The following is a 13863-nucleotide window of genomic DNA, read 5'->3' on the forward strand; positions in this document are numbered from 1 at the left end:
GGAGATGGCCATGCGGTTGGAACTCAAGCAGGTCGAGGCAAACGGAGCCGGGGCGGGCACGCCACCCTGGGTGCTGGAACGCGGGCGCCGGACGCTGGGACGATCGGTCGATTGCGACTGGCAAGTGCCTGACGCCGGCCGCACCGTCTCCAAGCTCCATTGCACCATCCTGCGCGATCGCGACGGCTATTTGCTGCGTGACGAAAGCGCCAATGGTACCCGCGTGGACGGCGTGCTGGTCCTGGAGGGCGAAACTGCTCGCCTCCGGCATCAAACGCGCCTCGAACTGGGGGGCCATGCCTTCGCGGTATCGGTCACCGGCGAGGCCGACCGCGACATCGTCGACCCCGATGCCGGCCTCGCCGTCAGTTCGGAGAACCTGACGATCACCGCCATCCTTGCCGATATCGCGCCGGGCGGGCAGACGGCGACCGGCGTGATGGGCGGGCGTCTTTCCGACGACTGGCCTTTGGAGCAGCCGAAAGCCTCCCAGCCCGCGGGACGCAAGCGCGAGGCCGCTCCCTCCTCGCGTCATGTCGAGATCGGCTGGAATGGGCCACCGGATCCCAGGGCGATCAAGGCGGTCCTGCCGGATGACTGGAACGAGGATTTCGACTACGGCAACCGCCTCGAACATGGCCGGGCCACTTTCGTGTCCATACCCATGGCCCGCGACCGCAGCAAGGATGGCAGCGGGGCGGCACCGGCAAGTAACGACGGAAGGCAGGTGGTCGTGCCCACCGAGCCGGACGAGGAGCCCGCCGATTTCCTGGCCGCCATGGCCGCTCCCTCTTCCTGGCTGCCGCGCTGCGACGGCCTGCTCGCCCAATGCGAAGAAGCGCTCGAGAAGGCCTTCGTCACCTTCGAGATCGGCGCCGAGGCCTTGGCACCAGCACCGGACGTCTTCGGCCTCACTCGAGAGGAAGCCCTGTTGGCACGGCTCGAAACCCTGCTGGCGCGCCAACAGGCACTCGCGGAGGCGCTCGGCACCTTGGTCCGCGAAGTCGGCCCCCAATTGGAGCCACGCATCGTCGAGGCGAGCATCGATGCCCGTGCCATGGGCCTGCCCTGGCGCCGCAACGGCGCCTATTGGCAAGCCTATCGCCAGCAATTCGAGGCCGACGGCCGGGATCTCTCCGTCCGCGACCTGTTCCGCAGGGCAATGCTGCGCTCCCTCGACCCGGCTAGGAACGAACCAGGCGGCAGCGAGCCGGCCAAGACTGGGCACGGCACTGCGCACAGCACGACAAGCAAGGACGACGAAGTCGCATGAGAAACGAAAACAGGGTCGCGTGGAGCGAGGGAATGTTCCTTCGCGTGCAGCATTTCCAGCAGGCCGACCGCTGGACGGAGCGGCTCGTTCGAGCGACCACGCGTGAGCTTGCCGCCTATCCCTGGGGCATTGCCGAGATCGGCATCGATCGCGGTGCCCTGGCCATCGGACAGTTCGCCCTGGCGAATCTGCGCGGCACCCTGCCCGACGGCACGCCGTTCGAAGCGCCCTTCGATACCGACCTGCCGCCGCCGCTCGAGCTCGACGAGGCCACCAAGAACGCCATCATCTATCTGGCGCTGCCGGCCCGCCGGCCTGGGCGCGCCGACATCGCCGTCAATGGCGCGGCTTCCTCGTCGGGGGTGCGTTTCGTCGCCTCGCACTACGAAGCGCCCGACGCCAATGTCGAGACCGACTTCATGGCGCCCATCGATGTCGGCCGGCTGAGCCTGCGTTATCTCAAGAGCGGCGACGACCTCGCCGGCTACGAACTGATCGGCCTTGCCCGCATCATCGAGGTGCGCTCGGACAAGGCCGTGCTGCTCGATCCCGACTACATCGCCCCGTGCCTGAATTGCGCAGCCGAAGCGCGGCTCAGCGAACTCATGGCCGAACTCCTCGGTATCGTGCGCCACCGCGCGGCGGCCATCGCCGAGCGCATCGGCGATCCTACCATCCGAGGCACGGCCGAAGTCGGCGATTATTTCCTGCTGCATATCCTGAACCGGGCCGATCCGCTGCTCAGCCACATCGCCGCCAATGCGACGCGGATCCATCCGATGACCTTCTACGAGCATTGCATCCAGCTCGCCGGGGAACTCGCCACCTTCACCATGGATTCCAAGCGCGCCAGCGAGTTCCCGCCCTATCGGCACGACGACCTCAAGGCGACCTTCGCCGCCGTGTTCGACGATCTCAGGACCTCGCTCTCGGCCGTGCTCGAACAGGCGGCCGTCGCCATCGAGCTCGCCGAACGCCGGCATGGCGTGCGCGTGGGCACCATCAACGACCGAACCCTGCTCAAGGATGCCGGTTTCGTGCTGGCCGTCAGGGCCGAGATGCCGGCCGAGGAGGTGCGCCGCCGCCTGCCGGCCCAGATCAAGGTCGGCCCGGTGGAGCGCATCGCCGAACTGGTCAACGTCGCCCTGCCCGGCATTCCCGTCCGGCCGCTGCCGGTGCTGCCGCGCCAGCTGCCCTATCGTTCGGGCACCATCTATTTCGAGCTCGATACCAAGAACCCGCTGTGGAAACAGCTCGATACGTCGGGCGCCATCGCCCTCCATCTCGCCGGCGACTTTCCGGGTCTTGAGATGGAGCTCTGGGCCCTGAGGGAATGAAGGAGGCCAGCCGATGAACAAGGCAACGACAGCCCCCTGGCAGTCCCTGCCGACGGTGGTCGAGCTCACCGAGGACGGCGCCAGGAAGCAGCAGGTCGCCCGCAAGATGGCCGAGATGCTGGACGATGCGCCGCAGGATGCCGCGGGTCCGGCCGAACCATTGCGCTCGGGCGGCTGGTCGGCCGACACGCTGGTGCGCAATTTCCGCTTCGGCGGCGAGGAAGTCCCCACCATCGTGGCCTCGGCCGCACCCCTGCTCAATCTCGCCCATGCCTTGCGCCACACCGCGGACCAGCCCGACATAGAACAGTTGCGCCGCACCACCACCGAAGCGATCAACCGCTATGAGCGCGATCTCGCCGGCGCCCGCATCAGCCCGGAGCGGGCGCGCGCCGCTCACTATGTCGTCTGCGCCACCGTCGACGACGTGGTGCTCAGCAAGCCCTGGGGCGTGCGCGCCGGCTGGGCCCGCTCGGGCCTGGTCTCGACCTATCACATGGACGTCACCGGCGGTGACAAGGTCTTCGACCTGCTCGACCATTTCCACCAGAGCCCGGGCGCCAACAAGGATCTGCTGCTGCTGATCTATCTCAGCCTGTCGCTCGCCTTCGAGGGCCGCACCCGCGTCTCCCCGCGCGGCGCCCTCGAACTCAGCCGCATCCGCGACAGCCTCTACAAGACACTGCTCGGCCAATATGGCGCCTTCGAGCGGGAATTGTCGCCCCACTGGCGCGGCGTCATCGCCAGGCACAAGCCGTTGCGCACCGCGGCGGCGCTCTGGACGCTGCTCAGCATCCTGGCGCTGCTGTTCGGCCTCGGCTACCTCTTCTTCTCGCTGTCGCTCGACCGGGCCTCCGACGGCACCTTCACGCGCCTGGCCAACCTGCCGCCCAACGAAGCACCGAGCATCTTCATCCCGCCGCCGCCCAAGGCGAAAGATCCGCCGCCGGTCCAGGTCCAGGCCAAGGCCGAGGTCCCCCCGGAACCCGTGGGTGTGACGCGTATCCGTCAATTCATGAACTTCCTGCAGCCGGAGGTCGACAAGAAGCTCGTGACCTTGTGGAACGACAATGGCCAGGTGCTGGTCCGCATCAACAATGCCGGCCTGTTCGATACGGGCAAGGCTGACGTCAAACCCGGTTTTCAGGATCTGATCGACAAGATCGGCGTCGCCCTGGCCGCTTCTCAATTCAGCGCAAGGGTGATTGGCTACACCGACAACCGGCCATTCAACGGCAATCGACGCATCCGCGACAATCAACAATTGTCAGAGGAGCGGGCCGACGCCGTCGGCAACATATTGAAGACCTACGCTCGCGACCGCATCACCACCGAAGGCCGGGGTGAAGCCGAACCGATCGCCTCCAACGATACAGACCCGGGACGCGCGCAGAACCGCCGCACGGAGATCCTGGTGATCGGCAAGCCCGAGGATGGCTATACCGGTTCGCCTCTCGTGATGAGCCTGCCGGTTGTCGATCGCAGCGTCATTCGGCCGGGAGGCGCCACGCCATGAACCCGCTCAGCTATTATTATACGATCCGCTCCTATGTCGAAGCCTATGGCACGCTGCTCGGCCAACGCTTCCTGCCCATCGTCTGGATCGCGGCGCTCTGCCTCATCATCTGGTTCTACGGCCACCTCATCGGCTATGGCGAATTCTATCCGCTTGCCAGCGCGACCAATCGGCTGATCGCCATCGGCATCGTGCTGGTTGCCGGCCTCGCCTATATCGGCATCAGCATCTACCGGGCCCGCAAGCGCGACAAGGCGCTGGTCGCCGACCTCGAAAAGAGTGCGGAGGCGGAAGCCGCCGCCAGCCAGCAGGCCGAGGTCAGCGAAATCCGCGACCGCCTGAAACAGGCCTTGGCACTGCTGCGCCGCGTCACCAAGAAACGCTTCGGCTATGTCTATGAACTGCCCTGGTATGTGATCTTCGGGGCGCCCGGCTCGGGCAAGACCACCGCCCTCACCCATTCGGGCCTGAAGTTCCCGCTGGGTGATGCGCTCGGCGCCAATTCCGTGCAGGGCATCGGCGGCACGCGCAGCTGCAACTGGTGGTTCACCGACGAGGCCATCCTGATCGATACGGCCGGCCGCTACACCACCCAGGACGATCTCAACGGCAGTTCCAAGGCCGGCTGGGAAGGTTTCCTGACCCTTTTGAAAAAGCACCGCCGCTCGCAGCCGGTGAATGGCGCTCTGGTCACCTTGTCGATCGCCGACATCCTGACCCGCGAGCCCACCGCCCGGCTGGAAGAGGTGCGCGCCATCCGCCAGCGCCTGTCGGAGCTCGACGAATACCTGCAGGCCCGCGTCCCCGTCTATCTCGTGCTGACAAAATCGGACCTGCTCACCGGCTTCGTGGAATTCTTCGACGGGTTCAATGCCAGCGACCGCGAACAGGTGTGGGGCACTACCTTCGGTCTGGACGAGAGCTACAAGGCCGACGATCTGCCCGAGCGTTTCCTGGAGGAATTCAGCCTGCTCCAGCAACGTGTCGACGCCATGCTGATCGAGCGCCTGCAGCAGGAACCCGACAGCGAGATACGTGGACGCATTTTCCGTTTCCCCGCCGAGCTCGCTGCCCTCAAGGAGCGCCTGCATGAGGTGCTGGTGGAACTTTGCGCAGGATCGAAGCTGGTCGAATCCCCGCTGCTGCGCGGCATCTATTTCGCCTCTGGAACGCAGGCGGAGGTGCCCGGCGCGGCCGGTGCTCCACGCATGCGCCGCAGCTATTTCCTGCCGCGCCTGTTCAAGGAAGTCATCTTCGGAGAGGCCGCGCTCGTGGCGCGCGACAAGCGGCTGACCCGCCGCCAGCTGATGCTGCGCCGTATCGCCTATGGTGTCTCGGCCGTGGTGCTCGGCGTGGTCTTCTCGAGCTGGATCGCGACCTATTTCCAGAATTCCCGCGCCCTGGCGCAGGCCGACGAACGTATCAGCTCCTATGAGAAGCTGGTGCAGGGCATCCCGGTACGCGACGTCAACGACACCGATTTCCTGCGCATTCTCCCGGCGCTGAACGATATCAGAGGCGTGACCGATGGCTTCTCGGGGTCAGATACGTGGCAGGTCGGCTTCGGGCTGGACCAGAGCGACAAGATCGCCGGCCGGCAGCGCGAGGCCTATCAGCGCGCCCTCAATTCGCTGCTGCTGCCGCGCCTGATGGTGCAGTTGCAGAAGCAATTGGGCGACACCTCCAATCTCCGCCAGACCTTCGATGCCCTCAAGCTCTACGGCATGCTCGGCGGATTGGGCCAGATCGACGCCAAATTCGCCTCGCAGGAGGCCGAGCAGATCTTCGACTCCCTCTATCCCGGCGAGGGAAGGGTGGCCGCCCGCCGCGAACTTCTCCAGCATGTCGAGCAGTTGGTGGCGAGGAGACTGCCACCGATCGACATCGACCAGACCCTGGTCGCCAAGGCCCGGCAGGCAATCAGCGGGCAGAGCCTGGCGGCACGGGCCTATGACATCCTGGAGGAGAATCGGCAGGTGCGCGCATTGGCACCCTGGGTGCCCGCCGATGCGCTCGGCCCGCTCGGCGAACGGGTGTTCCAGCGCCAATCCAAGGCTGCGCTGCGCGAAGGCATTCCCGGCCTGTTCACCGGCGAAGGCTATCGCTCCGTCGTTTTGCCGGAGGTCGCCGAAGCCGCGCGCCAGGCGCTGGACGAACACTGGGTTCGCGGCGAGCCGCCCAGCGGCGGCATGACGGTGGACAGCCTGTCCCTGGCTGCGCTGCAGCTCTATTTCGACCAGTATGAGAAACGCTGGGCGAGCCTCCTGGCTGATCTGAACATCAAACCGTTCCAGTCACTGGCCGATGCCGCCGATACGCTTCGCGTTCTCTCCAGCGAGCCGGGCCCGATCGAATCCCTGGCCCGTTCCATCGCCAATGCCGCCGACCTCAGGCCCCAGGCGAGCGCCTCCGTGGCGCTGGCCCAGCAGGGTAGCCAGAGCACTGCCTTGAACAGCAGCACGATCAGCGTCCCCGATCCCTATGGCCGCCTGCGCGAAGCACTGGAAACCCCCAAGCAGAGCGAAACCAGTAGCTCGGAAAAGCCACGTTCGCAGATCCAGGCCCTGAAACCCCTGCTCGGAGCCATGTATACCCAGCTCTCGCGGGCTGCAGGATCGACACAGCCGGTGAACAAGATCTTCAACACCGACAGCCAGCTTGCCGCCGCCGTGCAATCCCTGGCGGAAGAGAGCCGACGCTTGCCGCCCCCGATCGACGATCTGGTGGCAGGCCTTGTCGGGGATGTCGGCGCATTGGCGTCCAAGACCGCCCGCAACGAGGCAGCCGACAAATGGGCTGGTGATGGCGCCAGGCTTTGCTCCACCATCATGGCTGGACGCTATCCCTTCGATCGGTCTGCCAGGGAAGACATGGCACTGACGGATTTTGCCCGACTGTTCGGTCCCAAGGGGCTTTTCCCGAGCTTCTTCCAGAACGAACTGCAGGCTTTCGTCGACACCTCGGCCAGTCCCTGGCGCTGGAAGGGCGCTCCCGGGGCGGAGGGGATGGCAAGCGAGGCACTGGCCCAGTTCGAAAATGCCGACGAGATCCGCAAGGCCTTCTTCCCGAATGACGGCGAGATGCCCTCGATCCGCATTACCATGACCGGCCTGTCTCTCAACGATGCGACCGACATGGCCGTCCTCACGACGGCCGGCGAGGGCGTCCGTCTGTTCAAGAGCAACGCCCAGGCCAAGACATTCGAATGGCCGTCGAAGGACACCAAGGCCGAATCCTGGGTGTACATGCCTCCCGGTGACTTCAACCGGAAGATCCAGGTAACCGGCGAATGGGCGACCTTCCGGCTGCTCGACAAGGCCGTGATCACCGCTGAAGGAACCGACCTGTTCAAGGCCCGCTTCAGTCAGGACGGCAGGAGCGCCGAGTTCAGGGTGCAGTTCGGCGGTACGCTCAATCCCTACCGCCTAAAGGCGCTGGCGGATTTCCGCTGCCCTTCGCAATTCTGAGGGCGGGTGATGAGTCAGCGCGGCGCTTCTCACCCTCCCTCGTCCGAGAATGACGGCATCGGCTTTTTCGGCAAGGTGCCGAGCCATGGCGATTTCGTCTCGACCGGTCTCGGTCGCCAGGCCGAGACCGAACTCGTCAACTGGCTGCAATCGGGCCTGCAGGAAAGCGAGCAGACGCTCGGCGCCCAATGGGAAAACCTGTTTCATGCCTCCCCGCCCTGGCGTTTCGTGATCGAGCGATCCTTGTGGGGGCACGCCACCATGGTGGGCATCCTGCTGCCGAGCAAGGACAGGGTCGGCCGCAGTTTCCCGCTGGTGATCGCAGCCCGGCTTGGCAATTATGACGGTCCGGCACGCCTTTTCTGCTTCGACGAGAGCTGGTTCACCGCCGCCGAAGCGATTGCCGAGACGTCGACACTGCGCGATTTCAACATCACGGCCTTTCTGGGCGGGCTGAAGCGCCTGCGCCTCCCCCAGGCCCGGCCGGTGCCGCCACCACCACCCGGCTCTGCCGATAGCCGCGTCTCGCTGTGGTGGACCGTTGAAAGCGGCACCGGACGGGCCAGCGGCTTCAAGACTCAAGGGGCACCACGCGCCGGCGATTTCGTACGCCTGCTGAAAGGCGGCAACCCCACCGTCAAGCCGCCCTCTCGTCCGCCCTCACCGCCTGCGCCGGCCGAGAGAACCGAAACGACGGCCCCGCCCATGGCTGCAACTCCGTTGCCGGCACTGGTGATGGAGCGCGGCTATGCCACGCATGCCGGCACGCGCCTGTCGATCAATGCCGACGCCTTGCTGGTCTCCGATAATCCGCGCCTTTTCGCGGTTGCCGATGGCGTCGGCGATGGCAATGGCGCAGCGGAGGCTGCCAAGATCGTCACCAACACGCTGGCCTATGTCTCGCCGGCCGATACGCTCGAAACCCTTGTGCAGGATGTGAAGGGCAAGCTCGGGCGTGCGCATAGCCTGGTGCAGTCGATTCGCTTCCCGGGCGCGTTGGAGCTTCCAAGCGCCAGCGTCGTCACCCTCGCCCTCGAGAACGGGGACTTCGCCGTGATCTGGGCCGGCAATGCCCGCTGCTATCTGATGCGCGAGGGCATGATGCGCTGCCTGACGCGCGACCATGTCGAGATCGGTCTGCGTTTCGCGCTCGCGCGCAGCATCGGCGCGCCCCGCCAACTGGTGCCCGAGATCGTGCACGACAGGGCCCAGCCGGGCGATCGCTTTCTGCTCTGCAGTGCGGCGCTCGCGCGTGTCCTCGACGAGCGCAGCATCGCCGCCAACATCGCCGAGCAGCCGGTGAAGGAGGCCGCCGCCGCCCTGATTCAGGAGGCCCTGATCGCCAATGTGCGGGAGAATGTCAGCGCCATCGTCGTGGCTGTCCAGGCGACATGAGCAGCGAACTGCCGCCGGATGACCTGGAGGCGATCGCCACCTGCTTTGCCGCGTTGTGGCAGGCCCTCAGCCGGAGCGGCGCCGAACCACGCACGCCCGCTGAAACCCGTCTGCTGGCCGATCGCGTGCGCGATGCGCTTGATCGGCGCCTCGACAGGCTAGATGCGGTGGAGCCAGGTTTCATCGCCAACAGCTTCGCCCTGGAAGCAATGGTCCATGAGGGCGCTCTCACACAGATCCATCGCCTGCGCCATCGCGATCTCGGCACCCGCCACGCCCTCAAGACGCTGCGGCCCGACCAGGCCGACAATGTCGTCGCCCGCGACCTCCTGCTGCGCGAGGCCGGCTTCGGCGCCAGACTGCGCCACCGCCACGTCGCCGCCGCCACCGCCGCTTTGCGGCTCGCCGACGGCCGGCCGGCGCTGCTGATGGACTGGCTGCCCTCCAGCCTCTCGGAGCGGATGCGAAAAGCCTCGTTCCGCCGTGACGAGGTGGCCGGGATCGCCGCGGCCCTGTTGTCGGGATTGGAGGCGGTGCATGCAGCCGGCCTGGTGCATGCCGATCTTGCGCCGGACAACCTGCTCTATGACGGCAAGGATCTCGCCACGCTGCGTATCGCCGATTTCGGCATCGCGCTGGAAGCGGGGCGGCGCCATGGCGATGTCGACCTGGCGAAGGCCGGCCGCGACGGCTTCAGCGCCCCCGAACAGCAGGCGGGCGAGCCCCTCGACGGCCGGGCAGACCTCTATGCCTGCGGGCGGATCCTGCGGTTGCTGCTGGAAGACCGCGCTGATCCACCCCAGGCCGAAGAGCCCTTGCGAAAACTTGCCGGGCAACTCGCCTGTCTCGATCGGGACGAAAGGCCGTCATCGGCAGGCATCGCCCTGGCGATGCTGCACGGCATCCAAAAAGCCTCCTGAGGCCTGCCTGCGTCAACGGGACGGCAGGTTCAGGGACACACCCGGCGCGGGAGGCGGGCTGGACGGGATTCCTCCGGTCGGCTGCGGGGCCGCCGCCGTCGGCACGCTCTTCTGGAACACGGTGAAGAGCTTGGCGAAATCGACCATGCCGGCATTGCTGGCGAACAGCATGTCGCCGCTCTCCATCTGGACCTGCTGCATCATCAGGAGGCTGGAAGCGTCTCTCATATTGATGCGGAAGATCACGGCACGCGGCGGTGGCGGCGAGGCCATGGCTTCCGGGCAATTGCTGCGCGGCGGCATGGTGCCGCTGCCATAAGACGAGGGCCGAACCAGCACGCAATCCTTGGTCGTCCAGTAATAGGCACGCTTGCGGAACAGATAGACGTAGCGCGAATCGGCCCGGTCATCGAGCAGACCGCCGCTGCGTGCGATGGCCTGCGCCAAGGTCAACTGGCCCGGTTCGAAATTGAACTCGCCGGCGCTTTTGAACGCTCCCATCGCGGTGAAGCTCGGCGTATTGCCACCCAGGATGACCTGATCGCCCGGCTGCAGGTAGATGTTCTGCTTGGGGTTGGCCATTACCTGGTCGAGGCTTTGATCGGCGCGCTGATTGCCGCGAATCACCGTCACCGTCGTCGCGTTGGCGGGCCCGGTCGCCCCGCCGGCCCTCGCCACCACATCGAGGATGCGTTCCTTGCCTGAAGCCATCGGCATGCGGCCGGCGGCTCGCACCGCACCGGAAATGGCCACGGCACTGTTCGGACGATCGACGATGGTCACCACCGCCTGGGGATTGACGGAAGAGCCCTTGAGGCTGCCGACGATGCGCTTCTGCACCGATTCCGGCGAGGAGCCCGCCACACGCTGCTTGCCGACGAAAGGAATGTCGATCGAGCCGTTGTCGTCGACGGTAAAGCGGCCGAGATCCAGCGTCTTGCTATTCGTCGGCGAGAACAGACCGTCCTCGCCGGTATCGAGCACGGTGATCTGCAGGACGTCGCCGCGACTGATCTGCGTGCCGGTAAATCCGGCCGAACGCAACGTCGACAGACCGGGCGTTGCCGCAAAGGATGAGGCACCGGCGCCCGGAGCCAGGGCCGTCTGCGCGGCATAGGTGATGTCGATGACCGGAACGCGCTCATTCGTATAAGGCTGGCGCGCATTCAGGAAACTTCCGGCACTCGGGCCGTCGGAAGGGCTGGAGCAGCCACCCAGCAGGACAAGCAGGCCTACGCCCAGCAGCTTCCGCATTCCCAATCCTCATAACGAATCGTTAATCGCACAGATATCCAAATGCCACATTAAAGACAATATCTCTACGCCGGAGACGGAATAACGACAAAGCTTAAACAAGCGGCAATCTATTCGGCGCCGAGCCATTGTCATAAAGTTGTTACACTGTATTCAGTTACCCATGTAACAGCCGAGGAGCGTTGAGGCACCCGCTCCGCCATACTTCACGAGACAATAGCTATGCGCTTGCCGAAGACGGTATCATCATGACTTTCAACAAGAAAGACATCGCGATGCTGCTTCGCGTACCAGTACGACGGCTTGGACAGGCGGTTGCGCATGCGCCAACGCCACGATGAGCGGCGTCTATGGCTTAGTAATCAAGGATTGGATCTCGGGAAAATCGACTGGTCGGAGTGGCAGGATTTGAACCTGCGACCCCTACGTCCCGAACGTAGTGCTCTACCAGGCTGAGCCACACTCCGTATTCCAGTCGTGGGCGGCTCTATAGCGGGATCATCGGCGAGCCGCAAGCACGATATGCGCTTTTTTGGTAATGAATTTCGCAGCGCTTTTTTGTAGCCATATCTTGCGGCCTGGGAGCGAACCGTTTATTGAGCCGCACCGATTGGGGCGTAGCCAAGTGGTAAGGCAGCGGATTTTGATTCCGCCATTCGGAGGTTCGAACCCTCCCGCCCCAGCCAGATTCTCGATGCCCGACCGGACTTCCATGCCTCCCGCGGGACCAGTGCCCGCCCTGTCGAAGATTTGCGCTCCTACGCTGGGCACAACGCCTTGCGGCCGCCCTTTTGTTTGCGCAGCATGATGCAGCAAATCAATGCGATGGAGGCAAATGTGCGCGTGACGATGGCAGCATTCCTGGCAGGCGCCCTTTGTCTAGGCAGCCTCCCGATTCCACAGGCGCTGGCGACCGAGAAGCCCCCCGCCGACAAGGCGGCGCCGGCCAAGCCGGAGGACGCCGCGCCTGCGGCGGTCAAGCCCCCGGCACCCGCCAAGCCGCATGTGCCCGTCAGCCAGGCAGTCGACTATGGCGACATGCGCTGCGGTTTCGCCGTGCGCCGCCGCGATATCCTCGACAGCCAGATCATCGCCTGGGCCGGCGGTTATATCGAAGGCTATGCCAAGGCCAATCCCGGGCACTTCGGCAGCGAACGCTCCCTTACCGACCTTACGGATCCGGTCGCCCTGCGCACCCATCTGCGCGGCTATTGCCTGAAGCACCGCGACAAGTCGCTCGAGACGGCCGTGCTCGCCATGGTGCCTCGCCCGCATGGCGACAGCAAGCCTGCCACGCCGCCGCAGCACCCTGCCCCCAAATAAGCGTTTCAGCCCCGGATGAAACGCTCGACATAGTCGGCGCCCAGGCCGTTGGCGGCATAGTGGGCCCGACACATGTCGATCTTGGAGAAGACGTCCTCGAACCCCGTCACCTTGCCCCAGGGATCGACATAGATCATGGCGCCGGTGATGTGGAACAGGGTGATCATCTCCTCGCAATCCTCCGGCACCACGAGGGTATGAGTCTCGCCTGGCGGCTCGAACACATAGGAGCCGGTCTCGGCCACCCAGTCATGCTCGAGATAGTGCCAGCGCCCCTTCAGGACATGGCCATGCACCGGGGCCGGATGGCGGTGGCGCGAGAGCACGCCGGATTTGCGCACGCGCAGCAGGTTGACCCAATAGCCCTGCCCGGCATGCAGGCAGAGCGGGCGGAACCAGACATTCTCCATCTGCGGCACCCAGACACGCTCGTCATCGGGCAGCACATGCGGCACCACGATCTCGGTGGCCGCCTCCGCGGGCATCGGCAGTTGATAGGGCATCCGGCTCTGGTCGAGCTTGCGGTCGGGCACGGTCATGGCTTCATCCAATCAGATAGCCGCCGTCGACGGGCAGGATCGTACCCGTGACGAAAGCGGCGGCGGGGGAACACAGGAACAGCACGGGCCCGACCAGATCCGCCGGCACGCCCCAGCGCCCGAGCGGGGTACGCGCCAGGATCGGGCCGCTGCGGGCGGGATCCTCCACCAGCGCCCTTGTGAGCGGCGTCTCGATCCAACCGGGAGCGATCGCGTTGACGCGGATGCGTTCGCCCGCCCAGGCGATGGCCAGCGATTTGGTGAGCTGGGCGATGCCGCCCTTGCTCGCGCTGTAGGCCGGCACCAGGCCGCCGCCAAAGAAGGACAGCATGGAGGCGAGATTGACCACGGCACCCGCGCCCGAAGCCGCCAGGGCGCTGCGACAGGCGGCGCAAAGGCGCATCGTGCCGTTGAGATTGATGTCGATCACCTCTTCGAAGATCTCCGGCTCATGCTCGGCACCACGCCGGATGATGCCGGCGGCATTCACCAGCACGTCGAGACGCTGATAACGCCCGGCCAGCGCGGCGACGGCCGCACCATCCCTGACGTCGAGCTCCACCGTCTCGACGCCGGCAGGCGCGGCCGCTCCGGGCAGGCCTGCGGCCACGACGGAAGCGCCGGCTTCGGCAAATCCTGCCGCGATCGCGGCTCCGATGCCGCTGGTGCCGCCGCTGACCAGCACCAGCCTGCCCTTGAAATCGAATTGCATGATCCATTCACCATAGTGCGCCGGCTCAGGCAGAACCTGTCAATGATCTGACAATACCCCCTACCCGGCGTCAATCCGGGTGCGACCATGGGAAACGGGACAAGGACTGCGTCGGTTCCTTGACGCG

10 protein-coding genes and 2 tRNA genes are annotated in these 13863 nt (G+C 65.4%); 8 read left to right on the forward strand and 4 right to left on the reverse strand.

Annotated features, from left to right (window positions below):
- The first annotated feature begins 10 nt into the window (after window positions 1–10).
- Genes ABXS05_RS12335 through ABXS05_RS12360 form a run of 6 tightly spaced genes read left to right on the forward strand, consistent with a single transcriptional unit; the run spans window position 11 to window position 9908 of the window.
- A complete protein-coding gene (locus ABXS05_RS12335) occupies window positions 11–1273 on the forward strand; it encodes an FHA domain-containing protein (protein WP_367624115.1) in 1263 nt (420 codons plus the stop codon).
- Entirely contained in the window at window positions 1270–2610 is a 1341-nt protein-coding gene (gene tssK / locus ABXS05_RS12340; RefSeq protein WP_367624116.1) for a type VI secretion system baseplate subunit TssK, read from the forward strand. The genes ABXS05_RS12335 and tssK overlap by 4 nt, the downstream gene beginning before the upstream one ends.
- Before the next feature lie 13 nt (window positions 2611–2623).
- On the forward strand, window positions 2624–4126 hold the full coding sequence (gene icmH, locus ABXS05_RS12345) for a type IVB secretion system protein IcmH/DotU (protein WP_367624117.1): 1503 nt from the start codon (window positions 2624–2626) through the stop codon (window positions 4124–4126).
- Window positions 4123–7593: a type VI secretion system membrane subunit TssM gene (gene tssM, locus ABXS05_RS12350; RefSeq protein WP_367624118.1), complete on the forward strand. Its 3471-nt coding sequence runs from the start codon at window positions 4123–4125 to the stop codon at window positions 7591–7593. The genes icmH and tssM overlap by 4 nt, the downstream gene beginning before the upstream one ends.
- A 9-nt stretch (window positions 7594–7602) precedes the next feature.
- Window positions 7603–8988, forward strand: a complete 1386-nt coding sequence (gene tagF, locus ABXS05_RS12355; protein WP_367624119.1) for a type VI secretion system-associated protein TagF — start codon at window positions 7603–7605, stop codon at window positions 8986–8988.
- Window positions 8985–9908 (forward strand): protein kinase domain-containing protein, encoded by a 924-nt coding sequence (locus ABXS05_RS12360; protein WP_367624120.1) that lies wholly within the window; start codon window positions 8985–8987, stop codon window positions 9906–9908. The genes tagF and ABXS05_RS12360 overlap by 4 nt, the downstream gene beginning before the upstream one ends.
- 12 nt (window positions 9909–9920) lie before the next feature.
- Here the strand turns inward: ABXS05_RS12360 and ABXS05_RS12365 are convergent, their stop codons facing one another.
- Window positions 9921–11162, reverse strand: a complete 1242-nt coding sequence (locus ABXS05_RS12365) for a polysaccharide biosynthesis/export family protein (protein WP_367624121.1) — start codon at window positions 11160–11162, stop codon at window positions 9921–9923.
- A gap of 390 nt (window positions 11163–11552) precedes the next feature.
- Window positions 11553–11629, reverse strand: a tRNA-Pro gene (locus ABXS05_RS12370).
- Window positions 11630–11773: 144 nt separating this feature from the next.
- Here ABXS05_RS12370 and ABXS05_RS12375 point away from each other — a divergent pair.
- Both ABXS05_RS12375 and ABXS05_RS12380 read left to right on the forward strand, forming a co-directional pair.
- Window positions 11774–11848, forward strand: a tRNA-Gln gene (locus ABXS05_RS12375).
- A gap of 157 nt (window positions 11849–12005) precedes the next feature.
- Entirely contained in the window at window positions 12006–12485 is a 480-nt protein-coding gene (locus ABXS05_RS12380) for a hypothetical protein (protein WP_367624122.1), read from the forward strand.
- 5 nt (window positions 12486–12490) lie between these two features.
- On the opposite strand, the gene ABXS05_RS12385 is transcribed toward ABXS05_RS12380, so the two are convergent.
- Window positions 12491–13024 carry a 2,4'-dihydroxyacetophenone dioxygenase family protein gene (locus ABXS05_RS12385; protein WP_367624123.1) on the reverse strand — a complete coding sequence of 178 codons (534 nt, stop codon included), beginning with the start codon at window positions 13022–13024 and terminating at the stop codon, window positions 12491–12493.
- Between the two features lie 4 nt (window positions 13025–13028).
- Entirely contained in the window at window positions 13029–13736 is a 708-nt protein-coding gene (locus ABXS05_RS12390; RefSeq protein WP_367624124.1) for an SDR family oxidoreductase, read from the reverse strand.
- Window positions 13737–13863: the final 127 nt, after the last annotated feature.

Source organism: Labrys neptuniae, assembly GCF_040797145.1.
Taxonomy (GTDB): Bacteria; Pseudomonadota; Alphaproteobacteria; order Rhizobiales; family Labraceae; genus Labrys; species Labrys neptuniae.